Source organism: Erwinia sp. Eh17-17 (assembly GCF_039675725.1).
In the GTDB taxonomy this organism is placed as follows: domain Bacteria; phylum Pseudomonadota; class Gammaproteobacteria; order Enterobacterales; family Enterobacteriaceae; genus Erwinia.
In genome coordinates this window covers 694,322-720,888 of the sequence record NZ_JBDFQT010000002.1, presented here as the reverse complement: position 1 = coordinate 720,888, position 26,567 = coordinate 694,322, and the positions used below count along the sequence as shown (strand labels likewise).

The following is a 26,567-nucleotide window of genomic DNA, read 5'->3' as shown; positions in this document are numbered from 1 at the left end:
AGGCTGCCCGCAGGCAGCCTTTTTCACATCAACCTGAATATCAGGCCGTTACAGTTACGCTTTCGCCGTCAAACTCAACCGTCTGACCTGCCAGGATTTTGCAGCGCTTACGGGTTTCCTTTACACCATTCACCGTAACATGACCGCCGGAGATCATGATTTTCGCCATCGCACCGCTTTCCACCCAACCTTCCAGTTTCATCAGGTCGCAGAGATCGACGTGGGGATGATCGCCCAGAGAGAAAGTTGCCATTATGCTGTTGCTCCATTGTCGTTATTTTCACAGGCTTGCAGAGTATTCTGGATCAGAGTGGCGACCGTCATTGGCCCCACGCCGCCCGGCACCGGAGTAATGTAAGAGGCGCGTTCAGATGCCACGTCAAACTCCACATCTCCCACCACTTTGCCGCTTTCCAGACGGTTAATCCCGACGTCAATCACGATCGCGCCTGGCTTAATCCATTCACCGGGAATAAAGCCCGGTTTACCGACGGCGACGACCAGCAGATCGGCGTGCTCAACGTGGTGACGCAGATTTTTGGTAAAGCGGTGGGTCACGGTCGTGGTGCAACCGGCCAGCAGCAGCTCCATGCTCATCGGGCGACCGACGATGTTGGACGCGCCAACGACCACCGCATTCAGGCCGAAGGTATCAATGTTGTAACGCTCCAGCAGCGTGACGATGCCGCGCGGCGTGCACGGGCGCAGCTTCGGTGAGCGCTGGCACAGGCGGCCGACGTTATACGGATGGAAGCCATCCACGTCTTTTTCCGGCGCGATATGTTCCAGCACCTTCACGTTGTCGATGCCCGCAGGCAGCGGAAGCTGCACCAGGATACCGTCGATTTCCGCATCGTGATTCAGTTTGGTGATCAGGTCGAGCAGCTCCGCTTCGCTGGTGGTCGCGGGCAGATCGTAAGAGCGTGAGAGGAAACCGACCTCTTCACAGGCACGACGCTTACTGCTGACATAAATCTGTGATGCCGGGTTTTCACCGACCAAAACCACTGCCAGACCAGGCGCACGTTTACCGGCTGCCAGACGCTGCTGAACCAGCTCTGCAACCTCTTGTCGCACCTGCTGCGCAATCGTTTTACCGTCAATAATTTTTGCTACCATCAGAGAGGGGATCCATCTGTTTTGAGTTAAATCGGGGATTGCGCCTATTTTGTCAGAAGCGCGCCCCGCTGTCAGGCAGAGATTCAACGGTGAGTGTGCAATGGTGTGGTAACAGACTTTTCTCAAACAGCTCTGCTTATGCTTTGCGGGGCAATTCCCGGCATATTCCTAAATCATTACCGTAAAGGCTGTGCCAGGATTGAACTGTGACACGGCAACTAATCGAAAAGATAAAGAGGGAATTATGAAAACGACCATTATTGCACTGTCTGCTTTGCTGCTGGCTTCACCTGTTTTCGCTGCAACGACCACGGATAACACCGTTGCTGAAGCGCATAAAGGTGCTGATACCGCCAAAGAGAAGCTGCACAAAACCCAGCACGAGGGTGAAGAGATGAAGCTGAAAGCAAAACATGCTGCAGAAGGTGAGAGCAACTCAACCAGCAGCAAGATCTCTGAAGGCACGCAGGAAACCTGGCACAAAACCAAAGAAGGCACCGAGAAAGGCTGGGATAAAACCAAGCAGGGTGCTGAAGAACTGAAGAACAAAGCGACCAACTAAGGCGCTCTGTTGACCGAACCCGATGAAGCCCACCGCCTGCGGTGGGTTTTTTTATGGGTTGCCGCAGGTAGGATGCTTAGCGGCTGGTCATTACTTCAGCATTAGATGCTGACAGGCAGTAAAATCGTTGACTCAGCGGGATCGCACCGTATAATCCGACGCAATCACTATGCGCCCTTAGCTCAGTTGGATAGAGCACCGGCCTTCTAAGCCGTAGGTCACAGGTTCGAATCCTGTAGGGCGTACCAATATTTTTCAATGACTTAGGCTATTCTCAAGCCTGCCTGATTCTCTCCCTGTGTCTTATTTGTGTCGTCATGTGCCAAAAGCGCGTCAATTTTGCGTGCGTGCTCGGTCAGATTGTAAGTATCCCGCATAATCGTGCCATCCACATTTAGAGATCCTCCTGCATAATCAATCTGCCAACAAAGGAGATCGCTATGCGTAAAGCCCGTTTTACTGAGCATCAGATCATTGCCGTAATTAAATCGGTTGAAGCCGGACGAACCGTTAAAGATGTCTGCCGGGAGGCCGGTATTTCTGAAGCCACCTACTACAACTGGAAGTCCAGATACGGTGGCATGGAGGCTTCTGATATTAAACAGATCAAGGCTCTTGAGGATGAGAACCGACGTCTCAAACAGATGTTTGCCGACCTGAGCCTTGAGAACCGGGCGCTGAAAGACGTTATCGAAAAAAAGCTTTAAAACCAGCCTTTAAGCGTGAGCTGGTCACTCATCTGATAACGACATTTGGACTCAGTATCCGTCAGGCCTGCCGGAGTCTGAACCTAAGCATGTCGTTGATGACTTTAACCGTGAGGCGTTGTCGATTGAAATCGATCTGAATCTGCCAGCTCTGCGCGTGGTCCGCGTGCTCGACAGGATCGCGGCAAATCGCGGCTATCCGGTCATGCTACGCATGGATAACGGCCCGGAATTTATCTCCCTGGCACTGGCTGAATGGGCAGAGAAGCATGCAGTAAAACTGGAGTTTATCCAGCAGGGTAAGCCGACGCAGAACGCTTTCATTGAGCGCTTTAACCGGACATACCGTACAGAAATACTCGATTTTTATCTGTTCAGAACGCTGAATGAAGTGCGGGAAATCACGGAGAAATGGTTATCAGAATATAACTGTGAACGCCCGCATGAATCACTGAACAATATGACGCCGGAGGAATACCGACAGCACCATTATTTGGCCGGGATCTCAAAAAATGCATGGAACTAAAACCGGTCTATTTACACCCAGCGCGATGGTGCCGTTTTTATTTTGTATAGGGTTGTCATTGTTTTTGGTGTGACAGCTATCAGCGTTGTCACACCATTTAAAATTAACATCGAGAGATTGGAGAGGTTAACAAATAAATTTAGCCCCTCAGCTCACCGTCCCCACAATGCGTAAATCCACCTCATCCGGCACTTCATTATAAGAAAGCACGTGCAGCCCGGCCGCAAACAGGCGGCTGTAGCGGGCGATCAGCGGCCGCAGTTGTGGAGTGACCAGCAGCACCGGTGTCAGGTTCTGCGCCTTTAGCTGCTCCAGCACCACCGGCAGGGTGGACTGGAGCTGGGTGAGAATATTCGGGTCCACCGGGAAGCTGTCCAGGCTCACCTTACCCGCCTGCTGCGCCTGATTAAGCAACCCAAGCAGCAGGTTCTCCAGCTGAGTGTCCAGCGTATAGGCCGACAGCGGCTTGTTGTCCGGCGCGATAGCCGCCACCATCGCGCGGCGCAGGGCAAAGCGCACGTCGGAGGCGAGTAAAATAGCGTCTTTGGTGATCGCGGCGCTCTCTACCAGCGTGGTGGCAATGGTGGTGATGTCCTTCAGCGACACCTGGTCCTGCAACAGCAGACGGTAAACTTTGAGCTGCTGGCTGAAGTTCAGCGCACCGTTCAGGTCGTCTGCCAGCTTCGGGGCCACGCCGGCCAGGCGCAGGTTGAGCTGCGTAATGTCGTCGTAGTTAAACAGTTCGGGCAGGTGCTCACGCGCTACCCGGTTGATGTGCGTGGCGATGACGCTGGCGCAGTCAACCACCTGATAGCCGAGGTTCAGCGCCTGCGGTTTCATCTCCGGGGGGATCCAGGTGACCGCCAGGCCATAGGCCGGATCGGTATCCAGTATGCCGTCGATCTCGCCGTACTGCTCGGCGGTCGGGATCGCCATCAGGCGTTCGGGATGTACCTCGCCCACCGCCGTGCGCACCCCGTTGACCTTAATGGCGTACTGCGCGGGCTTCAGGCGGAAATCTTCACGAATCGACATCTCCGGCAGCAGTATCCCGCTGGTGTCAGACACCACCTGGCGCACCCCGCGCACTCGCTGGGTCAGCGGATTGCCTTTCGCTTTATCGACCAGCGTCACCAGCTTATAGCCCAGATTAAGCCCCAGCGGCTCAATCAGTGGAATGCTCTGCCAGCAGATAACGCCGTCGCTGTCGTCCAGCGCGCTGCTTAACGCCGCCATATCCTGCGCGTTCGCGGCCGGTTTCTCAACGACCCGGCTCTGCCGCCAGGCGGTGAACAGCAGCAGGGCAGTGAAGAGCAGAAATGCCGCGTGCGGCATCCCCGGCACCACCGCCAGCACAAACATCACAAAGGCGGCGGTGTAAAGGGTAGCGGGCTTCGCCAGCAGCTGGCGCTGGATGTCGTCAGAAATGCCGCTGCTGTCGTCATCGCTGACGCGGGTCACGATAATCGCTGCCGCAGTAGCCAGCAGCAGGGAAGGGATCTGCGCCACCAGGCCATCACCGATGGTCAGCAGCACGTACTGGTCGAAAGCCTGCCCGGCATCAAGGTGGTGCTTAAAAATACCAATCAGAATCCCGCCGACCACGTTGATCAGCAGGATCATAATGCCGGCAATTGCATCGCCGCGCACGAACTTAGAGGCACCGTCCATCGCCCCGTAGAAGTCGGCCTCGCTGGCCACATCTTTACGCCGGATGCGCGCCTGTTCCTGGTTGATCAGTCCGGCGTTGAGATCGGCGTCGATCGCCATCTGCTTGCCGGGCAGGGCGTCCAGGGTGAAGCGCGCAGAGACTTCGGAAATACGCTCGGCGCCCTTGGTCACCACCACGAAGTTGATTGTCGGCGCCGTATCGAAAAAAGAACGTCAGGAGATTGTGGCTCAGCTGAACGGCACCTCTATCTTTCAGGGAGCCGGCTTCAGCCCGGTGAGCGATCCTTCGGTCAACGGCCCGATGCCGATCGTCGGCTCACTGCCCGCAGAGAATGACGTCGCGCCGCAGGACACTCCGCAGCCGGAGTCGCTGGAAAACGTGCTGTCGCGTTCGGATCGGGAACTGAATGAGTTAAGTGAGGCGATTGCGCGTATTACTGCACAATTAAACGCGCAGGGAAATCTGGCGCTGGAAAAAGTGCCGCAGGGGCTACTCATTCTGCTCCAGGATGACGATGACCGGGTGATGTTCCCACGCGGCAGCGCACAGATGACGCCTTTCTTTACGCGTCTGCTGAGCGAGCTGGCACCGGTATTTAACCGCATAGATAACCAGGTGGTGATCAACGGCCACACCGACGGGGCTCACTATCCTGCCCGTGCCGGCTATAACAACTGGAACCTGTCGGGCGACCGCGCGCTGGCGGCCAGGATGGTGCTGGAAAAGGGCGGGCTGGAAGCGGATCGCGTGATCCAGGTGAATGCCATGGCTGAACGCATGCTGCTGGACCCGGAAAATCCGCTGTCTGCGCGCAATCGCCGCATTGAGATCATGGTCCTCACCCAGGCGGCATCCGAAACGCTGTACCAGTTTTACGGGCGACACGGTATTAACGTCGTTAAACCGATAGTCGAACGTTTGCAGTAACCTCTAGTGCCTTGAGCCATCAGGTTTGGCTCTTCCGGCGGCATTTTGCCGCCGGTTCTTTTCTGTTCGGTGTCTGAGAGGAAAAGATCGCCGTCTCTCAGTTGCCAGTCGCTGAAAACAGGCGGATCATAAACGCATTGTGCGTTTTGTTGAGTTCGCTAAATGTTAATCAGTACCGATGCCGCCAGGACTTTCAACACCGACAGCCGCCTGGCCTGTACTCTGGCCGCCGTAGCGGGCGCGCTGAACACCGCCGCTTTTGAAAGCGTTGGTTTTTTCTCGGCGAATATGACGGGAAATATCTCCTCACTGTCAGACCACCTCGCCAAAGCTAACCTGACGGCGGGCGTATTCTTTCTGGCTATCGTCTTCCTGTTTATCGCCGGTTCCACCTTTTCCACCCTGATCATTAATGCCGGGCGCAGGAAGGGCATCAGCACCATCTATGCGGTGAATATCTTTATTGAAGGGCTGGCGCTGATGGCGCTGGGTGCGATGGAAAGTGTGCTGTCGCTGGCCTCGCCGGGCGCACTGCTGATCCTCAGCCTGAGCTTTCTGATGGGGCTGCAAAACGCCGTCGTCACGCGCATTTCAAATGCCCGCGTCAGAACCACCCACGTTTCCGGGACGGCAACCGACATCGGTATTGAACTGGCGATGCTGTTTGATGTGCTGCGCCGGAAGGAATCACCGCAGAATGCCCCTCTGTATCTGGAACGGCTGCGCCTGCATTTCTATACCATCGTGGCCTTTTTACTGGGCGGCGTGGCGGGGATCTGGCTGTTCCACGGGCTGGGGTATCTGTTTCTGATGCTGGTGGGGGCCGGGCTGCTGGTCCTGGCAATGAAGACCATGTTCAGCAAGCGCATCGTCGCGCCCTGAGTAAAGTCTAAATGGCGGCAACACTGTCGGGAATTATGCTGTAGTTTATGCAGCAGAATAATCACAACGGCAGAGGTGCCAGCTATGAACAGAAAAATAATCGGGTGCCTGATGCTGGCGCTACTGAGCGGATGCACCGCATCCGTGGGCAACAACTTCGATGATGCTCAGCTGGCAAACATTCACTATGACGTGACGACGAAAAAGGATCTGATCGCGCTGTTTGGTGCGCCGTCTTCGGATACGCCGTTCCCGCAGGGGCAGTCGATTCTGATGTGGACCTGGAGCCAGGCGAAAACCGGCAGCACAACCGAAGGCAGAACCCTGACGGTGCGTCTGCAGAACGATAAGGTCAAAACTTATACGGTGAGTAAAACCTGATAGTTGTCGCGGGCAGAGCAGGGGAGTTCGGGTCAGTCAGAAGCGGGCTGGAGCGGCCAACGGGAATCGAACCCGTGTCATCAGCTTGGGAAGCTGAGGTAATACCATTATACGATGGCCGCAAAGCGGGGTGAATACTACCACAGGCTTAACGAGAAATGTTGAGTCATATCAAAGATAAATAGCGATGTTTAAAAAACAAACAGCGCGTAGCTCATGTTGTGTGCAGGGTAACCGGTTATTATCGGCAGTAAATCGTTAAACATTAGTCAGAAAGAACATTTTTTTGCATATTTCCCCGCCCCTCCGAAATCGCGGCCTTTTTCTTATTAAGGGTGTGTGGTGCTAACCTCAGGATTGTAAAAATCTTTATCCTCTCCTCGCTCTGAAGTTGAGCCGCTGAGCAAAATAAATACCAATGAATTTTGCTTATCAGTCCCTTTGGTTTTACCCATCGCTATAGTATATTTCTGGCAAACCAACCGGCTGTGATGACAAGGGATCCTATGTCTACGCTTCGCTTTATTCCTTTAGATGCTTCTGAATCCGCTGTTCTGAGAGATAACCAGTCGCTGCTCCCTCTCCCTGTTTACCAGCAGCTGGCGGTGTTTATTACCGAGGCTCTGAAGAAAGTGCCGGATTCAGGCATCTCTCCGGATATTAATACCGTGCGCAGTCATAATGCCGTGTCGGTTGACGGTGCCAGGGGCACCGGTAAAACTTCGGTGCTGGTTAATCTGCGGCAATATCTTGAGAACGATGATGAGCATCGCAAGCTATTACGCGATATTCATATCTTTTCGCCCATCGATCCCACGCTGCTGGAAGAGAACGAATCGCTGTTTTTACATATTATCGTGGCGGCCCTGCTGTCGGATAAAGCGGTTCAGGATGCACAGCGTGCTTTCCCGGATAAAAGGCAGCAGCTGGACAAGAGCCTCGAAGCGTTAGCCAATGCTCTAACATCGGTGGAAAAGCAGAACAGCGAATACGGTATGGCGAAGCTGCGTTCGCTGTTTGGCAATCAGCGGCTGGCGGGATGCGTGCAGGATTTCTTCAAAGCAACGCTGGATCTGCTGGATAAGAAACTGCTGGTGCTGCCGATAGACGATGTGGATACCTCGCTGAACCGCGCGTTTGAAAACCTGGAAATCATCCGCCGTTATCTGACCACGCCCTACGTGCTGCCGATTGTCAGCGGTGACCGCAATCTCTATCGCGAAGTCACCTGGCGTGATTTCCACGGCCGTATCACCAGAGACTCGAAGTATAAAACCGATGAGGCGTATATCCAGGCGGTAGAGCTTGCCGATGAGTATCAGCGTAAACTGCTGCCGCTGCCGCGCCGTCTGGAAATGCCGGATGTCAGTGAGTATCTGAAGTCCGGGGACATCGAACTCAGGGATAACGATAAAAAGTGCACCACGCTCAACAACTTTTATAGCTGGCTGCAAATTTTTATTGCCGGGCCGGTCAACGGACTGGAAGGAAGCAATCTGACAATACCCGTGCCGTCAATTCGCGCCCTGAGCCAGCTGATTAATAAGTGTGGCTCACTCATTCCGCAATTACCGTCTGCTTTTCGTCATGCAGAGAGTGCATTACAGGTACAGCGCGCCTGGCAGATGCCGGAAGTATCCAATGAAGCTATCGAGGCCTTTCAGCAGCAATACTGGCGTCAGGCAGGCACAGCTGATAGAGACTATCGCATTGCCTATAAGGTATTTGTTGACGCAAAAGATAACTATCCTGCATCGGGCGACACGCGGCTGGACGATACGCTGCTGATGAAGTGGGAGCAGACGCTACACGACTATTTTCGCTATGAGCCGAAAGCCGGAGCGGTCTCCCTGGTACTTCAGGCCAGTCAGCACTGGCAGTCTTTTCGTCACGTTGAACCGCAAGAAAACCGCAACAGTGTATTCGATACCCCACTGTTCCAACCGCTGCGTCACAGAGAGAGCGAATTTTCTCAGTTCGGAAAAAGTGCCGATCTGATGGAATGGTCGGAACGTCTGCAGAACAAGTTGCCTGAAAGCTGGCTTACCCGCCTGCACTCCTGCGACACTATCTTGCCGTATCCGGTGCCTGAAGTCGGTATTAACTCCAGCTCAGGATGGCGATACTGGAATTCTATTCCAGCGGATGTCAGGGACAGTGAGGCCGGTAAAAAGATTATTTTCCTGACGTCTTTTTCTATGCATCACAATTATTACACTGCGGCTAAACAGTCCGCCCTTTTCAATATCGGGCGTATTTTTGAGGTGATTATTGCCAGTCTGATTGGTGAAGTCAGCCTGGAGCATTTACAGCGGATTGCGCAAAGCTCACCGTTTTTCTCAGCCAGCGCATTAGCACCGTCTAAAATGCTCAACAGCGATTCAGACACGAGTGAAGAGCAGGATAAAAATAATACCATCATTAACCGTGCTCCCTCGACTAATGAGATGTTGCGTCAATTACACGAGGAGATAGAAGTATGGCGCAGTTCTCACGAGCTTCATCTGGTGCGATTTTCGCCCTGGATGGTTTATAAGGTCTTTAACAAAGTTTATAGCCAGTTTGCCAGTTCTGAGCTGTATCCTAGTGGTTTAAGAGACCTGAATAGAGTAATTGAAAATGCAGGCCGCGTATTTTACGGCACCTGGTCTGCATTTGGCAGTTTTGAAAAAGGACGGCTCTTTGGCCTGCCGGAGATAGTATCGACGGTCAATCTTCTTTCCCCTTATCATTTTGAACGCAGCAACGATCATTTTAATACTAATCTCAGGCCTTTTGTTGTGAAACTGGATGCGAATGCACCAAAAAAAGAAATTTATGGGAAAAGTACCCGCACGGCCAGCTATTATCTGGCCGATCATCCGCTGAAAAAGTGGATAGAAGAAGCCCTGGCGGTGTTATCGCCGCCAGAAAAAACGGCTGCTAAAACTGACGTTGAGACAGCCGCTAACCCGCCTATGTATGCTGGCCCGTGGCTTCGTCAGTCATTACCCTTCGAAAAGGGGGAAAAGGTTGAAGAAGCTTCCCTGAAGAAATATCTGGATAGGCTCAGCGATAAAAAATCAGAATTATTTTTCGCTGAAATGGAAACATTATATCCGAGAGACAAATGGACCCGCGTGGTCAGACGTCTTATCGACGAAAAAAAGGCCGCTAAATAATGCTGCACCGTTCCCTTTCGGAACATGCCGCAGGGTGCTTCTACGGCAGCGAGCCGCTGGCTGCAAGGCTCTGGGCGTTCTTACTGGCGCCGCGTGACGGTGATGAAACACGAAAATGGGTGCAGATAAACCATGACTGCTATCAGCTGCTGGTGGATAGCGTGGATGCGCGCCATCCCCGGCGCTACCGCCTGAATGATATTCGTCAGCTGATCAACGCCCTGTGTGATGGATCCCTGTTTACCGGCGGCGATCTCCCCGAATTAGAGCCGCTGTTCGATCGGCTGATGATGCGTCACGGCGATCTGATCTGCTACCGGGAAACCGAGGTGCAGGCCTATGTCCGCCTGGCGGCCGAGCTGGACCCGACGCTGATGGTGGCATGGCATATCAGCGGCTGGCTGGCTGGGGGAACCCATCCGAGGGAAGGGGATATCCGGCGTATCGTGGCCGCACAGCGACCGTTCTTTGCCGCTCCGGGTAACCCGGTTTTACCCTTTGCCGAAGGTCATGTGCACTTCGGCGGTATTACCGTTGCTGATGCGGTATTTGGTGAATATCTGCTGGCAGAAACGGCATCCGACCTGAAAATCAGCAAAAAGGACAGTGACTGGCATCAGCAGGAAAAATCACAGCTTAATCTCTCCCTGAAGCGGTTAAGGCAGCTGCTCTGGCTGCTGCTGGACGATAACCGATTCCCGCAGGCGAAAGATCCGGCCGACCGTGCGAAAAAACGCAAAGCCGCCTGGCAGCGCCGGACAGAAATGCTGAATAATTCGCTGGAAAATACCGCGTTGCCGGACTGGTCACTGCTGGCGACAACCTACAGCACCGAAGAGGTGGGTTCTCCCGGCTGGCTGCTGGGGGAGTTTGCCAGCGCCATGCAGCGGCAAAGCCACGATCGCTGGCTGTGGCTGCACCTCTATCTGTGCTGCTGCTATCGCCGTGCCGATACGTTGCCGCAGCAGCGTGTGGCCATTCTCTGCTGGTTGCAGACCCTGAACGACGCGCGCCGCCGTCTGATAATGGACGGCCAGGGACTGACACGTTTTTCGCAGCGCGCCTACAGCAGCCCGCTTGAAAGACCCATCGAAGCGCAGTGGGATAATATCCGACGACTGCTGCCTGATGGCGGCGATGTGGCGGAAATAAAGGCGATGCCGGGAGCGTTTAATGCAAAAGCCATTGCCAGCCTGGCGACGCAGATCGCTGAGCAGTCCGGCCACCCGCGCCCGCCGCCGCCCTATATTTTTGGCGAGCATGAAACCGCAGCCGATGCGCGCGCGATGAAGTATATGCAGGCGCTGGAGCGCTGGCAGTTCTGCGGCCATTTTTCGCGCTCGAACGCGGCAGCAAAACCGGGGGAAACGGCGCGGGCAGATATGGGTAAACAGTGGAAGCAGGCGCTTAACATCATGAAGACCATTGATGATACCAGCGCCTGGAACCGGCCCGAATTTATGAACGGGCACCTGAACAGCCACTTTCACTTTCAGCCGGGGCGCTGGTTTCGCGGGCTGGATGTTGCCGGGGATGAAAACGATCTGCGCATTGAGTGGTTTGCCCCGCTGCTGCGCTGGCTGCGCCGTGGCTTTATCTCCCGTCCTGACGGTGAGCGCCCGTCGTCCGGGTTCCACTTCAGCATTCATGCCGGAGAAGACTATGCGCATCCGGCCTCCGGGATGCGCCACATCGACGAAACGGTCCAGTTCTGTGAGATGCGCGACGGCGACCGCTTAGGCCACGCGCTGGCGCTCGGCATTGAACCGCAGGTGTGGCTGGAACAGCAGGGCGAGATGATCCTGCGGGTCGATGAGCATCTGGATAACCTCGTCTGGCTGCGTCATTACGCGGTGATGCTCAGCGGCAGGCTGCCGCTGGCACAGCAGGTATTGCCGCTGCTGGATATGCGTATTAAGTATTTTTACCCCCTGACGGGCTGGCAGGCAGGCCCGTTACTCGGTCAGGAGACGATCACGCCAGATGCCCACAGCCAGGGGCAGCCCCAGCCAGAGTGCGATGCGCAAACGCTGTATAACGCCTGGCACCTGCGCAGAAACTGCTATTACCAGCTGAGCCAGCTGCAGGGGATTGACCTTCTCAGCCCGCTGGAAGCGGAGGCGCTGCCGGATATCAGCACGTTAACGCAGGACGGAGCGGCGACCAGAAACTATCTGCATCGCCATCAGCATATTGCCGCTGAAACCACGATCCCGCTGGTGATTGTGCGTGCGGGCGATGAGTGGCAGGCGCGTCAGTGTCATCAGAATAAACAGGATGAAAGCCGCTACCTTGAGGACGTTGAAACCCCCGCCGAGCTGGAGTTTATGCACGCGCTGCAGGACTATCTGCTCGACAGGTACGATCGCATGGGGCTGATTATTGAAACCAACCCGACCTCCAACGTCTATATCGCCCGGCTGGATAAACACAGTCAGCACCCGATATTTCGCTGGAACCCGCCGGATGAGTCGGTGCTGATACCGGGGCAGAAATACAATCGCTTTGGCCTGCGGCGCGGTCCGGTGCGGGTATTAGTCAATACGGATGATCCCGGCATTATGCCCACGACGTTGCGCACGGAGTTTTTATTACTGCGTGAGGCGGCGATTGACTCCGGTATCAGCCGCACGGTAGCGGAATGCTGGCTGGAAAAACTGCGCCAGTACGGGATGGAACAATTCCATCGTCATCACCAAACGGTCTTTGAGCTGAATTAAAAAGAGAGAGAGAATGTCGACCACCCCAGTTAAATTTTCCGGATTTGAGGATATGGCCGCTTATCTTTCAGCGCAAAATGAAAAGCTCTGGAATAAGAGCAAAGAAACCGAACTTTTAAGCTATTTATTTCGGCGGATACCGCTAATTTTTGGCGCGTTTTTAACTTTTTTCTTGCTCTGTTTATTGGTTTCACTATGTAAAGGGATAGCGTTAACGTCCATCAATCAGTGGCTGCAATCACTGCAATCCTGTTTCACTTACCATAAAACGTGGTTTTTTGTGATTCTGGGTTTTAATGTATTTTGCGCTTTTTTTTGTCACGTTGGCGCACCAGTAAACTCATGGAAATTTTGGCGAAAGAAAATAAAAGTCGTTATTGTTCCTTTTCTTATTCAATTTGTGGCGATGCTGTGCTTTATCTTCAGCCTGGCGGCCGTGCAACCGCTTATTGCGGGGGCGGTCATTATGGGCACGGTCACTGTTACCAGCATGCTAATAAACCGTACGCTGGGTTTTACCCGTCGATATGAGCGCTATCGGTTTTTCAGCACGCGGGCAAAGCAGCTGGCAATACAGTTTCGCACCCTTGAAGAGATGGAAATTACGTGTACCGAGTTGCATGTCAGAGAGCTGGCAGCACTCTTTGAGGCACTCGCCAGCAGCAAACACAATGCCACCGTAGGCGATTCGTTTTATCTGCTGAAACAGTTAGAAAAGCGCGTTGCAGAGCTTTGATCAGATAGTTAAGTGGCCGGTTATTTCGCCATAACGGGGAGACAGGCCACTCCGTCTGCCTCATCCTTTGAGGGTCAGAACCATAAATAGGTTGCCAGGCAGTATGCCAGGGTTAATGACAACAGAATCAGCTCTGTGGGTTTGATCAGGTACATGGTCGTTCCGTGCAGTTCAGGATGAGTGCTACTTACATCGGTCTTTTTCACTGAAACTTTAGGCATACCTGCCAGGAATAATGCCGCTAAAGCGGATGCTTAAAGGCCCTGACTCTGCCTGCGGCGGTGTTTATCCTGGTACATCGCCGCATCGGCATCGCGCACCGCGCTGTCCGGGGTGCTGATGGCCGGGTCCACGCTTACCGTGCCAATACTGGCTCCGGCATAGTCTATCCGGGTGCCGGAGAGGGTATAAAGACCGCTCAACGATGCCGCAATACGGTTTTTCAGCGCGGCAGGCGCGCTTTTATCGTCTGAGGTGTCAACCGTGGCAATAATAAACTCATCACCGCCCAGGCGTCCCAGCACGTCGTCATCCTGTATCGCGTCCTGCAGGCGCTGGCCGACGGCCTGCAGGAACTCATCCCCGGTTTGATGCCCGTGGCGGTCATTAATCTGCTTAAAACCGTCCAGGTCAATAAAGGCCATCAGCAGCGGGTGGGTATCGCTGCGCGCGTGGGCAAACAGTTTGTTCAGCCTGGCAAATACCGCCCGACGGTTGGGCAGCCCGGTCAGTTCATCGGTAAAGCTGACGGCCGTCAGCGTGGCGTTCGCCTCCTGCAGCTCCTCCAGCAACTGCTCTTTGCGCAGGTACTGGGAGATCAGCTCGGCAAACAGCTGCAAGATTTGTTCGGCGCGTTCGGACAGCTCCTTGCGGCGTGAACTGGCGGCACAGAGCGTACCGTACAGCGCGCCGTCGCCCATCACCACCGGGGTACTGACGTAAGTGGTGATCCCCAGCGCTTTGGCTGCGTCAGAATCCCCCCAGATATCGGGCACCTCACAGGTATAACGCCGCCCTTCATCCAGCGCGCGCTTGCACAGCGTATCTTCCCACGGTACGGACAACCCCTCCGGGATCTGCATCTCATGGCTGTTGCGCGCATAGAGGACATGCTGCTCGCTGCCGTCAGCATCTATTTGAGTGAGATAGGTGGACTCCATCTCAGTGACCAGCTCCAGCATTTCCAGCAGCTGGCGCACAAACCCTTCGAGGGTTTTTTCCGACCCAAGCGCCGTGGAGATGCGCTCAATCAAATTTTCCTTCATAGATCAGGTTTCCCGGATAGTGGTGTGGGTAAATCAGTGATGCAAAATCTGTAAAAATAAAAAATAACACGCTGTCATTATTGATTTTTTTTAGCTGTCGCAGGCGATATGGCTTCACCCTTTTAGCGAATCATTAAGTCTATCATCGGACGAAGAGGGAAAACATTGAGAGTAGAGGAAAAAGTGCAGGACTTTAGGAATAAACTTATGAAAACCGGCCCGGAAAAAACCGGTCCATGTGAGCCTGGCGCGGACGAATTAACGCCATGTTTCTCTTATTTTTTGCACGCGGCTGGAAAAGCTTAGTGGAATATCTTTGATTCCCTGATGCAATAACTCCGGTATGTATAGTCTTCACTGACAGGGCGCGAAAAAGCAGGGATACATGTTGAAGGCAACATCGTTATTAAGCGGAGCGCTTTCGCTGCCGCAGGCATGGCAGTCGGCCATCATTTGCCAGACAGGCCAGGCGAACGTAAAACTGATCCGCATGAGTGAAGAGGGGATACCGGATGAGGTGCATGAGGATTTTGCCGAGCTGCTGGTGGTGATTGACGGCCAGATGACGCTGAAAATTGACGGGCAGCATGTGCCGCTGAAAAGCGGAGACTACTTTGTGATACCGCCGGGCAGCACCCATCGGGTATTGCCCGGCAGCCGTGGGACGTTACTGCTGGTCGATGCCGACCCGCCCTTACCAGGCCAGTAGCTTTCCACTGTAATCAATATAGTGATGGCCGCCTTTGCCGCGCCACGCGACCAGCTGGTCGGCAATACCACCTGCGCTCTGCGCTACCGTCAGCGGCGCATTTTTGCCCCCCATATCGGTTTGCACCCAGCCCGGATGTACGCAGAGCAGGGTCTGGCCCTGCGCGTTCGTCCGCGCTGACAGGCCGCGTGCCAGCATATTCAGCGCCCCTTTGCTTGCCGCATACAGCGGGTAGGTGGCATCCGGGTTTTCATTCAGGCTGGCCAGCTGTGAGGTCATCAGCGCCAGGATGCCGCTTTCAGGTTTGACCAGCGGCAGCAGCGTTTCCGCACAGCGCAGCGGTGAGAAGGTGTTGGTCATAAACAGCGCCATCAGCTCGTCGTCACCGGTGCGTGACAGGGTCTGATGGTCCGGGCCGTAGACACCCGCGTTGATAAAAATGACGTCAAACTGCTGGCCTGCCAGTGCTCCCGCCAGCGCTTCCCGCTGTTCAGCCAGATTAATATCCAGGGTTAACCAGCGGATAGCGGCGGCACTGGCCGGTGCGTCTTTACGCGTGGTGGCGGTCACCTGCCAGCCGCGCTCGGCCAGCGTGTTCGCCAGCCCTAAACCGATGCCGCGCGAGGCGCCAATAATCAAAGCCTGTGAGGTTGTCATGATGCGGTCTGCCTTATATGAGATCGGGTAAGAGGATTTATCCTGCGAAAAAGCATAGCAAACAGCGGGCACATCGCCTTATCGCCCTGTGCCCGTTCAGGCGGATGAGGTGATGCCCATCCGCTTTCTTATCCTCAGCGGTAGCCGGCCCACCACAGGCGCAGCTTCATGCCCCAGCCGCTGGTAAAGCCGGTGGTGGAGCTGACCACCTGGCCTTTATCAATGATCACCAGCGTTGGGGTGACGCTGACCTGCCAGTTAGCCGACAGGCGGCCCTGCGGGTCATTCACCAGCGGCATCTGATAGTGCTTTGCCTGTAAGTAGCGCTGCACTTTTTCATCGTCGCCGGAACGCAGGGCTATGCCGATCACATTACCGCCTTGCTGCGCCATTTCTGCAACGGTCGGTGTGGTAAAGCGGCAGATACCGCACCAGCTGGCCCAGAAATAGACCAACAGCGGGCGATCCTGGCTCAGGGTGTTCAGCGTCACTTCCTGCCCGTCGAGCGTGTGCAGCGGCTGGTCCGCAAACGCCAGCGGTGCCTGCGGCGCGCGCGAGCTGTCCATCACCCACAGCACCCCCGCCAGCAGGATGGCCAGCACCAGCAGCTCACGCGCCCAGCGCTTTAGCCGGCTCATGGCGTCTGCGCCAGCTGCTGTTTCACCAGGCTTTCCAGCTGTTCGTAAGAAACCGCCCCCGGCAGCAGACGGTTACCAATCAGCGTGGCGGGGGTACCTTCAACGCCGAGATGCTGAGCCAGTTTGAGGTTGGTATTGACCGTCTCCAGGCTCTGCTTATTCGGTTCTTTAATGGTGATGCCCAGCTTTTTCTCTGCCGCCTGAATACTGGCGTCATCGTGGTAGCCTTTCTTCGCCATCAGCCGCTGGTGCAGCGCCAGCCAGCGATCCGGCTGCTGCTGCCACAGCGTCAGCACTTCCCGTGCGGCGGTCAGAGAACTTTCAGAGCGGTACGGCAGCGGTTTGATCACCACGGCAACCTCCGGGTACTGCTGCACGATCTTTTCCAGATGCAGATCGAACTGTTTGCAGTACGGACAGTTGTAATCGGTGAATGACACCAGCGTCAGCTTCGCGTCTTTAGCGCCAAGGCGCGGTGACCCGGCATCTTCATACAGCGCGGCGCGGTTCTGTTCAATCACCTGCCCGGTGACATCTGCCTGCTGCTTCTGCGTCTGTTTGTCATAGGCATCGGCGGCTTCCGCCAGGATCTGCGGGTTTTCCACCAGCGTTTCGCGGATCAGCTGCTTAATGCGTGTCTCCTGCTCCGGGGTGAAAGGGGCGGCAGCCCACAGCGGTGAAGCGACCAGTAACAGGGCGATCAGAGATTTTTTCATTGTTCAGTTCCTTTGGCATCATTCAGGGTTTTCAGCAGGGTGGCACGGTCAAGCAGGGGGGAAAGCACCACGCCCTGGGGAGTACCCGGTCCATAAATTTGATTAAACGGGACGGCAACGCTGCCGCGCTGTTGCAGGAAGCGGGTGATGGTCTCTGATGGGCGGCTCCAGTCACCGCGCAGCGTCACCACGTCGTCAGCCAGCAGCGCCTGCTGCACGTCATCACGCAGCAATACGTTGTATTTATTGGCCTTGCAGGTCACACACCAGTCGGCGGTGACGTCAATAAATACCCGCTTGTTGGCGTTCAGCGCGTGCTGAATCGCCTGCTCTGACAGCGGCTGCCAGTGGAGTCGATCCTGCAGGGCGCGTTTGCCGGGCGTGGCGGTGAAGACCCCGCTCAGCATCACACCCCCGGCGCACACCAGCAGCAGCGCGGTGACCAGCGCCGCCAGCCGGATGCCGCACTGTTTTACCAGAGCGGCCAGCAGCAGCAGGACGATAAGCCCGGCGACGACCAGCGTGGCCGTCGTGCCAATATGATTCACCAGCAGGCTGACCAGCCAGAAGCAGGAGGCCAGCATCAGTGCACCCAGCACTATGCGCAGCACATTCATCCAGCGTCCGGGGCGCGGCAGCCTGAGCGCCAGCGCGGGCCAGGCGGCTATCAGCAGCCACGGCAGGCTCATGCCGATGCCGAGGGCCACAAACATCACCCACAGCAGCGGCAGCGGGGCGGCCAGCGCAAAGGCTACCGCCGTTCCGAGGAGGGGAGCAGAGCACGGCGTGGCCAGCAGCGTGGCAAAGGCTCCCTGCCAGAAATGTCCGCTCAGGCCGCGTCCGCCGTGCGTCGCCAGGCGGGTATTGAGCGTGGAGGGCAGATGCAGATGCAGCAGGCCAAACAGGCTGGCGCTGAACAGCAGCGTCACCAGCACCATAAAGCCAATAAACCACGGGTTCTGGAACTGAATGCCCCAGCCGAGCGCGTGGTTGCCGAAGCGCAGCAGCGTCATCAGCAGCGCCAGCGCCATAAACGAGGCGATAATCCCGGCGCTGGAGGCGAGGAACTGTAACCGCACGCTGCGGCGGTCACGCTGAGGGGTCGAGATAATGCTGCCAAGCTTCATGCCGAGCACCGGCAGTACGCACGGCATCAGATTGAGGATAAAGCCCCCGGCCAGCGCCATTAGCAGCATCTGCCACAGCGGCAGGGTCGGGGCTGTTGAGGCGATCCCGGCCGCGACCGGCAGGCTGATTTGCTGTGCCAGACCGTTATCGGCCAGCACCAGCGACAGGGTCTTTCCGCTAATATCCGCTGCGCGATCCCCCCATTCATCGCTGACCGGTACGCGGGCGACCAGCTGCGAGCCGCTGAGGGTGATACGCGGCTCACCGAAGCTGGTATCCGCCATGCCGTCCAGAAACAGCGCAGGCTGCTGCCAGCCGTCCTGGCGTTCGGCCACGACCGTCAGCTCACCCTGCTGATAGCTGGCGTGAAGACTGTCTGCCAGGCCGTGTTCAATCGGCACTTTGCCCATCGCCTGCGCGTAATCATGGGCGAATGCCGCCTCAACCGGCGCCGTCATATCCAGGCTGAACGGATAGTCGGTGAGGATGCAGACGTTGCTACAGGTAGAAAGCGTCAGCGTACCGGCTATTTTCCCGGGGGCAGGTGCAGGCAGTTCAATCGGCAGTGAAACCTGCTGATGATAGCCCTGGGTGCTGATCCCCGCGACGTCAAAACGCTGCGGTACGGGCCAGAACCAGCGTGCGTCGGTGATGCCGTCCTGCCAGCGAATGGCCGGGGCAATGCCGCCTTCACCCGGCGAACGCCAGTAGGTTTTCCAGCCGTCCTGCAGGCGGATATCCAGCAGCAGTCGGGTACGATCGGTCTGTGAAGTGTCGGCGCGCAGGCGAACCTGAGCGTGACTGTTTTGTGGGTTTTGCAGCCAGCCGCTGTCGGCAGCCTGAAGCGCAGATAGCCACAACAGCAGCAGGAGAGCAAAGCTCCTGATAAGCGTAAACATAGTAATTCTCCGTGAATGAGTGTCAGAACCGGGGGGAGCGCTCTGTCATTCGCGGAAATTGCAGTTAATCAGATGGATGCGTAACAGCGGTGCGCGGCTGGCGCGCAGCGGCGGGAAAATCAGCGGGCGCATGTGCAACAGCGCCAGTACCAGCAGCAGGACGATCAGCGCCGGGACGGCATTTTCGCACAGCAGCGGCATCGCCAGCAGCAGCGTTTTGGCGCTCATCTCGCAGGGGGCTGGCTTCAGGTCACCGCCATCCGCTGCCGTGACGCTGAGGCTGGCAGCGGTGGAGAACGGCATTTGCAGGGCGTGCAGGCTCGCCACTCGCTGTGCCATACACACCAGTATGACCAGACAGGCGAGTATCAGTAAGCCCGTTGCGCTGCGTTGTCGAGTTGCCATGACCCGTCCCATTCGATAAGTGCGACTATCTTAACCAGACAGCCGCGTTTGACAATGGCTACGCGTGTAAACTTTTGTCTGCCACGCGATTACGCTTTGTTCAGCGCCCCCCAGACCAGGTTGCCCTGATGGAAGGTGGCCGTGCGCGGCGAGATACGCGCCACCGCTTCTGCCGAACAGGAAGCATCCACCAGCACAAAGCTGGCTTCATCCTGTTCGACGGGCCACACGCGTTCCCCTTTATCGCTGAGCGGCAGACGGTTGCCGGTGGCAATGGCCAGCGCCCGCGACAGGGGAAGCTCGCCCGGACGCACATACAGCTGGGCATAAAGATTGGCTTTTTCCAGCATGTCACCGAGACCATACGGCGACCAGTGATCGATAACGCTGTCGGTGCCGGTCATGACAAAGACGCCGTTATCCTGCAGCTGTTTCAGTGGCATATGCAGCGTGCCGATCGGCACCGTCGAGGCGATGCTGATCTGCTGTGCCGCCATACGCTGCGCGGTCTCTTCCACCTGCTGCGGGGTGAGCGTCGCCAGCGCAAAAGCGTGGCTGATGGTCAGCCTGCCCTTCAGCTGTGGCGTCTGCTCTACCCGGTCAATCATGTAGTTGATGGCAGCAACGCCGGCCGGGCTGGTTTCGTGCAGATGGATATCCACGCCCTTCTGGTAGTCGATGGCGATCTGAAACATCGTATCGAGGGATTTTTCCATGTTGCCATCGACGCTGGTCGGATCCAGCCCGCCGACGTAATGCGCCCCGGCCTGCATCGCTTCACGCATCAGCGGTTCTGACTTCGACAGCAGCAGCCCGTGCTGCGGGAACGCAACGATCTCGCAGCTAAAGCCGGAGCGGCGGCGTTCCAGCACGGCCATCAGATTTTCCAGATTTTTCAGCCCGGAAACCGGCTCGATATTACAGTGGCTGCGCGCCACGCTGGAGCCTTTCGACTGCACCAGGTCGATCAGCTTATTGGCGCGCTCCTGAGTGTGCGGTGCCAGCTCTGGCAGCAGGCGATGTTCCAGCTCAATCATCTGCTTAATGGTGGTGCCTGCCGGGCGCGACTGCACGCGCCACGGGCCGCCGTAGAAAGTTTTATCCAGATGAATGTGCATATCGCGCATGGCGGGCAGCAGCAGCTTTCCACCGGCATCGACGTGCGTCAGGCTGGCATCCGGGCGCACGTGGTTGGCGCGCAGGGCGACGATTTTACCCGCGTTGATCTCCAGACAGTGCAGCGCCGTGCGGGTTGCGACGACCACGCCGTCCTGATAGTCAAAACCGGTCTCCAGCAGCACGTTATCCAGATAGTAATGGCGGGCGCTGAGCGTGGTCATGGTGGTCTCCTTTCTGACGGGCGCGGGCGAGTCTGCGGCAACTGCCAGCGGGCTGCCGGCGCCGATCAGGGCACAGGCACCGAGCAGTTTGCTGCCGTGGCTGAGAAAAGTGCGGCGCTGTGGGTCGGGTTTAATCATCATGGGCTCCTGCGTTAATAAGCTGTGTGGCAATGGCGTGATAGCCCAGCGAACGCGCCAGCTGCAACGGGGTTTTACCGTATTTATCCGTCAGGTGTGGGCTGGCGCCGTGCGCCAGCAACAGCTGAACAACGTCCTGCTGCCGTGTGCCGCCATCATTGAGCACGATGGCTTCCAGCAGCGGCGTCCAGCCGAGGAAATTAGTGTGGTTAACGTTGATGGTGGTCTGGGTCAGCAGCTCGCGGACGATCTCCACGTGGCCTTTCTCGCTGGCCGGAGTCAGGCCAACGCCACCGAAGCGGGTCAGGCGGGTCAGATCGGGGGCAGCCGGCAGCAGCAGGCGCAGCAGCGTGAGGTCGTTATTCAGACAGGCGAGCAGAAGCGGATTCAGGCAGGTGTTATCCTGCAGGTTGATATCCGCCCCGGCGGCAATCAGCCACGTCACACAGTCATAGTGCTGATGCTGTGCCGCCAGCGTAATGGCGCTGGTGCGCTGCGCAGTCACGGCATTCAGGTCGACGCCCTGTGCAGCGCACTGCTGTAATGTATCGAGATCGCCCAGGCGTGCGGCCTGAAGGAAACGTACCGGCAGCACGTCGGCAGCGGCGGGCGCAGAAGAGTGAACAGATGACATAAAATTTCCCTGGCAGGTCAGTGAGGGTCTGTCACCAGACAATAGCAGGCAGTAAAAACCGGTGATATCCGTTTAAAAATTATTCACCAATAAGGGTGTTATTGTTGAATAATACTCAACGAAACCGTGGCGCAGGGAAACGCAGAATGAACTCCATATTTAGCGAAGAAAATTTGCAGGTGCTGACCACCGTGGCGCGCTGTCACAGCTTCAGCCAGGCCGCCGCAGAGCTGGGGGTAACCACGTCGGCCGTCAGCTACGCCATCAAACGCATGGAAACCGGTCTGGAGGCGAAGCTGTTTATCCGCCACGCCCGCCGGGTTGAGCTGACCGAGTCGGGGCACTTTTTTCAGCAGAAGGCGCTGGCGCTGCTGGAGGATTTCCGGGCGATAAAGCAGGGCGTTGATGCCGTGGAGCAGGGCGTGGAGGCGCGGGTGCGCATCTGTATTAACCATCTGCTGTTTACCCCGCATCACACCGCGCGGCTGCTGCAGCGGTTGAAAAAGCAGTTTCCCACCTGTCAGGTCACCATCACTCAGGAAGTGTACAACGGCGTCTGGGATGCTTTTATCCACCACCAGGCGACTATCGCTATCGGGGCCCCGGATGCTCCGCCGCAGGGCGGCGGCATTGAGTGCCTGGAGATTGGCTGCATTCGCTGGCAGTTCGCGATAGCCCCCGATCATCCGCTGGCACGGTTGCCGCAGCCGATTAGTGAAAGCCAGATGCGGCGCTATACCAATATTATGGTCGCCGACACCGCACTGACGCTGAATCAGCGGGTGGGCTGGCTGCTGCACGGACAGGAGGTGATTCTGGTGCCGGACTTTCACACCAAATGTCAGTGCCAGATCCTCGGCGAGGGCATCGGTTTTCTGCCGGATTATATCGTCAGCGAGGCCGGGGAAAAGCTGGTGACTCGTCAGGTGGACAACCCGCGCCGCGATTCCCCGCTGCTGCTGGTGACCCGCCAGCCTGCCAGCGGCCAGGTGACGCAGTGGATCCAGCAGCAGTTTGCGCCAGAGGGCGAGTTAAGTGCGCTATACCAGGATTTTCTACATCGTGCAAATAAAACAGACGGAATGTAAAAACTGTGTTAACTTCATTCCTCGTAAGTTGAATTTCTCTTAAAATAAAAATATGTAGGTCTATTATCCAAAATATTAAATATCAGTGCCCGTCTTGTCACGGATGCCAGTACCGCTTTTCGCCTTTCAGTATCACCGCTAAAAATCCCCATGGTGCCAACTGTATCTTCTGTAAATCTCAGATGGTTTGCTTACCCGCGATGGCAGTACAGAACTAAACCCTTCGGACGTTTTCCCCAGGCCTGTTGTTGATGTTACCCTTAGCGGCTTATCCCCGTTTAATCTCGACATCTCAGGGCCGAATGATGACCACCTCAACCGAAAAACTTCTCTCTCTCTGTAGTGACAGCCTGGCTGCCACCCCGCAGGATATGCATTTCAGTACCACGGCCGATCCCGCGCTGATTGAAGAACTGCGCCAGCTCCTTGCCCGTAAAAACGGCTGCTACGGTTTTGTTTCTGCGCTGCATATCTTTCCCTGGCAGGCGACGGAGAACGAACCCGGCCTGCAACAGTGGAACCAGCCGGCACTGTGGATAGATGCCTACCAGGAAATGGCGCGTGATGCGCTGTTCTTTGCGGAAGATATCTTTGGCGTACAGTTCTGCCTGCGTCAGGACGGCGTGTTCAGCTTCGAACCGGAAACCGGTGAGTTCAGCTGGCTGGCCGCAAGCCTGGAGGACTGGAGTGCCCTGATTCTGGAAGAGTATTCGGTGTTAACCGGCTATCCGCTGGCGCTGGACTGGCAGGATCAGCACGGTGCCCTGCCTGCAGGTTATCGTCTGGTTCCCATCACGCCGTTTATTGTCGGCGGGGAGTTCGTGCCGGATAACCTTCACGCCGTACGCAGTGAGGATGCCATGCGCATCCGCGCGCTGTTCGCGGTGCAGATGCGCGATCGGCCGGACGGGACGGTGCTTAGCGTCGGTTCGTCAGATCCTGAGCTCTGATCTCAGTTTCCCGGCATCGCCGCGCCAGAGGCAATAAACCACACCAGAAATGCCATCGCGGCAATGAAGATCAGACCAGGGGCAATCGCTCTTTTATTCATGGCATTACACACTCAGTGGGCTAAGGGAAAAGCGGGAAGCCGTGCTCCCCGGCGGCGCTGAGTGTAGCATATTTAACCCGCCGCCTGACATGCCGTTAACACCTGTTTCAGCGCAGGGTTTTATGGGAAAATGATAGCGCAAACATTTTAGCCGCTGGATACCTGATGCAAAACCGTGATGACTGGCCCGATGCCGGGCAGGTTAAAAACCCGACGCTGGACGATGTGGCCCGCGTGGCGGGGCTGTCCCCGATGACCGTCAGCCGGGCGATCAATAAGCCGCAGGTGGTGCGTCCTGCCACCGTGGCAAAAGTGATGGAAGCGATTCAAATCACCGGCTACATCCCTAATATGCTGGCAGGGGGGCTGGCGTCAAAGCGCAGCCGCCTGATCGCCGTGGTAGTACCGCAGATTAATAACAGCATGTTTGTCGATACCGTACAGGCCATCAGCGATCGGCTGGCGCAGCGCGGCTACCATATGCTGCTGTGCGTCACCGGCTATTCCCCGGACAGTGAAGCTTCGATTGTGGCCACCATTCTGTCGCGTCGCCCGGACGGCATGGTGCTGACCGGCATCCATCACAGTCCCGAGCTGAGAAAAACCATTCTGAATATTGGTCTGCCGGTGGTGGAAATCTGGGATCTGACCCCCACGCCGCTGGATATGCTGGTCGGTTTTTCCCATGAAAAAGTCGGTACACACATCGGGGAGTATTGTCTGCAGCAGGGCTATCTTAACCTTGGGCTGGTGTGGGCGGGCGATCGTCGTGCCCGGCAGCGGCGCAAGGGGCTGTCAGATGTGATGCAGGGGCAGGCGGGCAGCCGCCTGCGCGGCGTGAATGCGCCAGTGCCAACGTCGCTTGATGCCGGGCGGCAGGGGCTGAGTCAGCTGCTGGCCCAGGGGGAGCGCTATGACGCGATTATTTGCAGCTCTGACACGCTGGCGCAGGGGGTGATCATGGAAGCGGAAGCGCACGGATTACGCGTACCTGAGGCGCTGGCGGTGATTGGCTTTGGCGATCTTGCCTTTGCAGCCGCGAACCGGCCGTCGATCACGACGATAGCCATCGACCGGGTGAAAATGGGCGAGGATGCCGCCACGCTGCTGGCCGATAAAATAGAAGGCCAGCGCCCGCACGAGGCGATCGTTGACCTTGGTTTTCAGCTTGTTCTGCGGAATTCGGGCTAATTGCTATCTGGCGGAATGCTTTTCCGGGCATGCTCCGCCAGCGCGCTGCGTTCCTCTTCATTTAACTGCTGATAAAAGAAACGTGCGGTGGCATCGGCTACCCGCTGACGCTCCTGATCGACAGTGACCAGATGGTAACTCTCCTCCAACTGCAGCAGTACGGTTTCACCGCCATAATGGCGCTGTACATAGTGAGAGTTGCTGATATCCGACAGGTCGTCCTCACGCCCGTGGACCAGCAGCGCCGGTGCTTTCACCTGCGGCATCACTTTTTTGGCGGCGCCGGCAATACGCAAAATTTCACGTAATGTCACGCCGGGCGTGTTGGTGTGCCCGGCGGCTGAACTGTCGCCGCTCTCCAGTTTAAGCAGGATACGCTCACGCAGCGCCTCGTTTTTAATCCCATAGGGAAATGCTTCCTTAAAACGATAGTGGTTGCGAAACAGCGGGATCGACAGCAGCACGGGCAGCAGGCAAGAGAGCTTTGAAACCGCCCAGCCGTTGCATTTCAGAGTGATAGCATAGAGCGCCAGCCCACGCAGGTCGCGAAACTGGTGTGCCAGTAAAATAGCCATCGAAGCACCCACCGATAGTCCCCCGGCAAACACCTGATATCCCTCCGCTTTCAGTCGCTGATATTCAGCGGCTATGGCTGCCATCCAGATGTGGCGATCGCTGCTGAGTAGTGCAGTAATATCGCTACAGTGGCCGGGCAGCAGAGGAATAGAAACGGTAAAGCCATAACGACGTAAACGCAGTGCGACGGAGTCCATCTCTTTAGGTGTACCGGTCAGACCGTGGATCAGCAGAACGGCAATGCGGCTTCCCTGATGAAAAATCGCTTTGTTCATGGTGTTACCTGGCTCCCTGGTTTTTCCGCCTGATAGAAGACTTTCAGTTCCCCGCTGGCCAGCAGGCGTTCATTGCAGTCGATATGGAAATTCAGCAGGCTGATGCCAGCCACTTCCCCGCTCATAGAGACGTAAATCATCAGGGTCTGAGCCACCTTTGCATCTTCAAACACCTGAAAGTGACTCACGCCACCAAGCAGTGCAGTGACGTTGGCCCGCTTATCACCGGCACCCATGCCTTTCAGACCACAGGCCGCCTGAGCGGCCAGTTCGATAAATCCACTGCGGTCGAGAGTGGTGTTGTTATTCAGCAACAGATGCTGCGGATGCAGCGTGACGCAGGCGATAACCTTCTGTGACGTTGCCTCCAGTAGGGTATCAATGCAGCACATTCCTCCACGATGTGGCACCACCTCTTTAGCGGGCAGGGGAAATTTCATACTGCTTGTCTCGCTCGTCGTGGC

26 protein-coding genes, 2 tRNA genes and 2 pseudogenes are annotated in these 26,567 nt (G+C 56.4%); 14 read left to right on the top strand and 16 right to left on the bottom strand.

What is annotated here, in order from left to right; translation table 11 throughout:
- Positions 1-40: 40 nt before the first annotated feature.
- The gene (ybcJ, locus tag ABEH87_RS08800) at positions 41-253 is read right to left on the bottom strand and encodes a ribosome-associated protein YbcJ (protein ID WP_346575760.1); all 213 of its coding nucleotides are present in this window, start codon (positions 251-253) and stop codon (positions 41-43) included.
- The gene (gene folD / locus ABEH87_RS08795) at positions 253-1,119 is read right to left on the bottom strand and encodes a bifunctional methylenetetrahydrofolate dehydrogenase/methenyltetrahydrofolate cyclohydrolase FolD (protein WP_346575758.1); all 867 of its coding nucleotides are present in this window, start codon (positions 1,117-1,119) and stop codon (positions 253-255) included. Before folD ends, ybcJ begins: the two co-directional genes overlap by 1 nt.
- A gap of 244 nt (positions 1,120-1,363) precedes the next feature.
- On the opposite strand from folD, the gene ABEH87_RS08790 reads away from it, so the two are divergent.
- Both ABEH87_RS08790 and ABEH87_RS08785 read left to right on the top strand, forming a co-directional pair.
- Positions 1,364-1,681 carry a hypothetical protein gene (locus ABEH87_RS08790; RefSeq protein WP_346575756.1) on the top strand — a complete coding sequence of 106 codons (318 nt, stop codon included), beginning with the start codon at positions 1,364-1,366 and terminating at the stop codon, positions 1,679-1,681.
- Between the two features lie 171 nt (positions 1,682-1,852).
- Positions 1,853-1,929: transfer RNA gene (locus ABEH87_RS08785), tRNA-Arg, on the top strand.
- Positions 1,930-1,944: 15 nt separating this feature from the next.
- Here the strand turns inward: ABEH87_RS08785 and ABEH87_RS08780 are convergent.
- Positions 1,945-2,043: pseudogene (locus tag ABEH87_RS08780) on the bottom strand (hypothetical protein); the annotation flags it as partial.
- 78 nt (positions 2,044-2,121) lie between these two features.
- Between ABEH87_RS08780 and ABEH87_RS08775 the strand changes: the two are divergent.
- Positions 2,122-2,914: pseudogene (locus tag ABEH87_RS08775) on the top strand (transposase).
- Positions 2,915-3,061: 147 nt separating this feature from the next.
- On the opposite strand, the gene ABEH87_RS08770 reads toward ABEH87_RS08775, so the two are convergent.
- Positions 3,062-4,771 (bottom strand): FHIPEP family type III secretion protein, encoded by a 1,710-nt coding sequence (locus ABEH87_RS08770; RefSeq protein ID WP_346576195.1) that lies wholly within the window; start codon positions 4,769-4,771, stop codon positions 3,062-3,064.
- Positions 4,772-4,808: 37 nt separating this feature from the next.
- Between ABEH87_RS08770 and ABEH87_RS08765 the strand changes: the two genes are divergently transcribed.
- From ABEH87_RS08765 to ABEH87_RS08755, 3 genes are all read left to right on the top strand, one after another.
- Positions 4,809-5,513, top strand: a complete 705-nt coding sequence (locus tag ABEH87_RS08765; RefSeq protein WP_346575754.1) for an OmpA family protein — start codon at positions 4,809-4,811, stop codon at positions 5,511-5,513.
- A gap of 162 nt (positions 5,514-5,675) precedes the next feature.
- Positions 5,676-6,395, top strand: coding sequence for a YoaK family protein (locus ABEH87_RS08760; protein ID WP_346575752.1), 720 nt, complete (start codon positions 5,676-5,678; stop codon positions 6,393-6,395).
- A gap of 84 nt (positions 6,396-6,479) precedes the next feature.
- The gene (locus ABEH87_RS08755; protein WP_346575750.1) at positions 6,480-6,776 is read left to right on the top strand and encodes a hypothetical protein; all 297 of its coding nucleotides are present in this window, start codon (positions 6,480-6,482) and stop codon (positions 6,774-6,776) included.
- 48 nt (positions 6,777-6,824) lie between these two features.
- Here ABEH87_RS08755 and ABEH87_RS08750 read toward each other — a convergent pair.
- Positions 6,825-6,898 (bottom strand) — tRNA-Gly (locus tag ABEH87_RS08750).
- A gap of 384 nt (positions 6,899-7,282) precedes the next feature.
- Between ABEH87_RS08750 and rdrA the strand changes: the two genes are divergently transcribed.
- The 3 genes from rdrA to ABEH87_RS08735 are packed head-to-tail and all read left to right on the top strand — an operon-like array spanning position 7,283 to position 13,393.
- Positions 7,283-9,937, top strand: coding sequence for an antiviral RADAR system adenosine triphosphatase RdrA (gene rdrA, locus ABEH87_RS08745; protein ID WP_346575748.1), 2,655 nt, complete (start codon positions 7,283-7,285; stop codon positions 9,935-9,937).
- Positions 9,937-12,657 carry an antiviral RADAR system adenosine deaminase RdrB gene (rdrB, locus tag ABEH87_RS08740; protein ID WP_346575746.1) on the top strand — a complete coding sequence of 907 codons (2,721 nt, stop codon included), beginning with the start codon at positions 9,937-9,939 and terminating at the stop codon, positions 12,655-12,657. Before rdrA ends, rdrB begins: the two co-directional genes overlap by 1 nt.
- A 13-nt stretch (positions 12,658-12,670) precedes the next feature.
- The gene (locus tag ABEH87_RS08735) at positions 12,671-13,393 is read left to right on the top strand and encodes a hypothetical protein (RefSeq protein WP_346575744.1); all 723 of its coding nucleotides are present in this window, start codon (positions 12,671-12,673) and stop codon (positions 13,391-13,393) included.
- Positions 13,394-13,647: 254 nt separating this feature from the next.
- Here ABEH87_RS08735 and ABEH87_RS08730 read toward each other — a convergent pair whose 3' ends face one another.
- Positions 13,648-14,658, bottom strand: a complete 1,011-nt coding sequence (locus ABEH87_RS08730; protein ID WP_346575742.1) for a sensor domain-containing diguanylate cyclase — start codon at positions 14,656-14,658, stop codon at positions 13,648-13,650.
- 385 nt (positions 14,659-15,043) lie between these two features.
- On the opposite strand from ABEH87_RS08730, the gene ABEH87_RS08725 reads away from it, so the two are divergent.
- Entirely contained in the window at positions 15,044-15,367 is a 324-nt protein-coding gene (locus ABEH87_RS08725) for a cupin domain-containing protein (RefSeq protein ID WP_346575740.1), read from the top strand.
- On the opposite strand, the gene ABEH87_RS08720 is transcribed toward ABEH87_RS08725, so the two are convergent.
- The 7 genes from ABEH87_RS08720 to ABEH87_RS08690 all read right to left on the bottom strand — a co-directional run bounded on the left by ABEH87_RS08720 (position 15,353) and on the right by ABEH87_RS08690 (position 21,922).
- Positions 15,353-16,024 (bottom strand): SDR family oxidoreductase, encoded by a 672-nt coding sequence (locus ABEH87_RS08720; RefSeq protein WP_346575738.1) that lies wholly within the window; start codon positions 16,022-16,024, stop codon positions 15,353-15,355. The two genes, ABEH87_RS08725 and ABEH87_RS08720, sit on opposite strands and share 15 nt — an antisense overlap.
- Before the next feature lie 134 nt (positions 16,025-16,158).
- Positions 16,159-16,662: a protein disulfide oxidoreductase gene (locus ABEH87_RS08715; RefSeq protein ID WP_346575736.1), complete on the bottom strand. Its 504-nt coding sequence runs from the start codon at positions 16,660-16,662 to the stop codon at positions 16,159-16,161.
- On the bottom strand, positions 16,659-17,378 hold the full coding sequence (locus ABEH87_RS08710) for a DsbA family protein (RefSeq protein WP_346575734.1): 720 nt from the start codon (positions 17,376-17,378) through the stop codon (positions 16,659-16,661). The genes ABEH87_RS08715 and ABEH87_RS08710 overlap by 4 nt, the downstream gene beginning before the upstream one ends.
- Positions 17,375-19,405: a protein-disulfide reductase DsbD domain-containing protein gene (locus ABEH87_RS08705; RefSeq protein WP_346575732.1), complete on the bottom strand. Its 2,031-nt coding sequence runs from the start codon at positions 19,403-19,405 to the stop codon at positions 17,375-17,377. The genes ABEH87_RS08710 and ABEH87_RS08705 overlap by 4 nt, the downstream gene beginning before the upstream one ends.
- 45 nt (positions 19,406-19,450) lie before the next feature.
- Entirely contained in the window at positions 19,451-19,810 is a 360-nt protein-coding gene (locus ABEH87_RS08700) for a copper resistance protein (RefSeq protein ID WP_346575730.1), read from the bottom strand.
- 89 nt (positions 19,811-19,899) lie between these two features.
- A complete protein-coding gene (locus ABEH87_RS08695) occupies positions 19,900-21,285 on the bottom strand; it encodes an amidohydrolase family protein (RefSeq protein ID WP_346576193.1) in 1,386 nt (461 codons plus the stop codon).
- Positions 21,281-21,922, bottom strand: a complete 642-nt coding sequence (locus tag ABEH87_RS08690; RefSeq protein ID WP_346575728.1) for an ankyrin repeat domain-containing protein — start codon at positions 21,920-21,922, stop codon at positions 21,281-21,283. The genes ABEH87_RS08695 and ABEH87_RS08690 overlap by 5 nt, the downstream gene beginning before the upstream one ends.
- A gap of 146 nt (positions 21,923-22,068) precedes the next feature.
- Here ABEH87_RS08690 and ABEH87_RS08685 point away from each other — a divergent pair, with 146 nt between their 5' ends.
- From ABEH87_RS08685 to ABEH87_RS08675, 3 genes are all read left to right on the top strand, one after another.
- The gene (locus tag ABEH87_RS08685; RefSeq protein WP_346575726.1) at positions 22,069-23,010 is read left to right on the top strand and encodes a LysR substrate-binding domain-containing protein; all 942 of its coding nucleotides are present in this window, start codon (positions 22,069-22,071) and stop codon (positions 23,008-23,010) included.
- Positions 23,011-23,072: 62 nt separating this feature from the next.
- On the top strand, positions 23,073-23,228 hold the full coding sequence (locus ABEH87_RS08680) for a cold-shock protein (RefSeq protein WP_346576191.1): 156 nt from the start codon (positions 23,073-23,075) through the stop codon (positions 23,226-23,228).
- Between the two features lie 87 nt (positions 23,229-23,315).
- Positions 23,316-23,960, top strand: coding sequence for an SMI1/KNR4 family protein (locus ABEH87_RS08675; RefSeq protein ID WP_346575724.1), 645 nt, complete (start codon positions 23,316-23,318; stop codon positions 23,958-23,960).
- 2 nt (positions 23,961-23,962) lie between these two features.
- On the opposite strand, the gene ABEH87_RS08670 is transcribed toward ABEH87_RS08675, so the two are convergent.
- Complete coding sequence (locus ABEH87_RS08670; RefSeq protein WP_346575722.1) at positions 23,963-24,061, bottom strand: YoaK family small membrane protein; 99 nt, start codon at positions 24,059-24,061, stop codon at positions 23,963-23,965.
- Between the two features lie 165 nt (positions 24,062-24,226).
- On the opposite strand from ABEH87_RS08670, the gene ABEH87_RS08665 reads away from it, so the two are divergent.
- A complete protein-coding gene (locus ABEH87_RS08665; RefSeq protein WP_346575720.1) occupies positions 24,227-25,252 on the top strand; it encodes a LacI family DNA-binding transcriptional regulator in 1,026 nt (341 codons plus the stop codon).
- Here ABEH87_RS08665 and ABEH87_RS08660 read toward each other — a convergent pair.
- Both ABEH87_RS08660 and ABEH87_RS08655 read right to left on the bottom strand, forming a co-directional pair.
- Positions 25,249-26,103: an alpha/beta fold hydrolase gene (locus tag ABEH87_RS08660; protein WP_346575718.1), complete on the bottom strand. Its 855-nt coding sequence runs from the start codon at positions 26,101-26,103 to the stop codon at positions 25,249-25,251. The two genes, ABEH87_RS08665 and ABEH87_RS08660, sit on opposite strands and share 4 nt — an antisense overlap.
- Positions 26,100-26,543 carry a hypothetical protein gene (locus ABEH87_RS08655; RefSeq protein WP_346575716.1) on the bottom strand — a complete coding sequence of 148 codons (444 nt, stop codon included), beginning with the start codon at positions 26,541-26,543 and terminating at the stop codon, positions 26,100-26,102. The genes ABEH87_RS08660 and ABEH87_RS08655 overlap by 4 nt, the downstream gene beginning before the upstream one ends.
- Positions 26,544-26,567 lie beyond the last annotated feature (24 nt).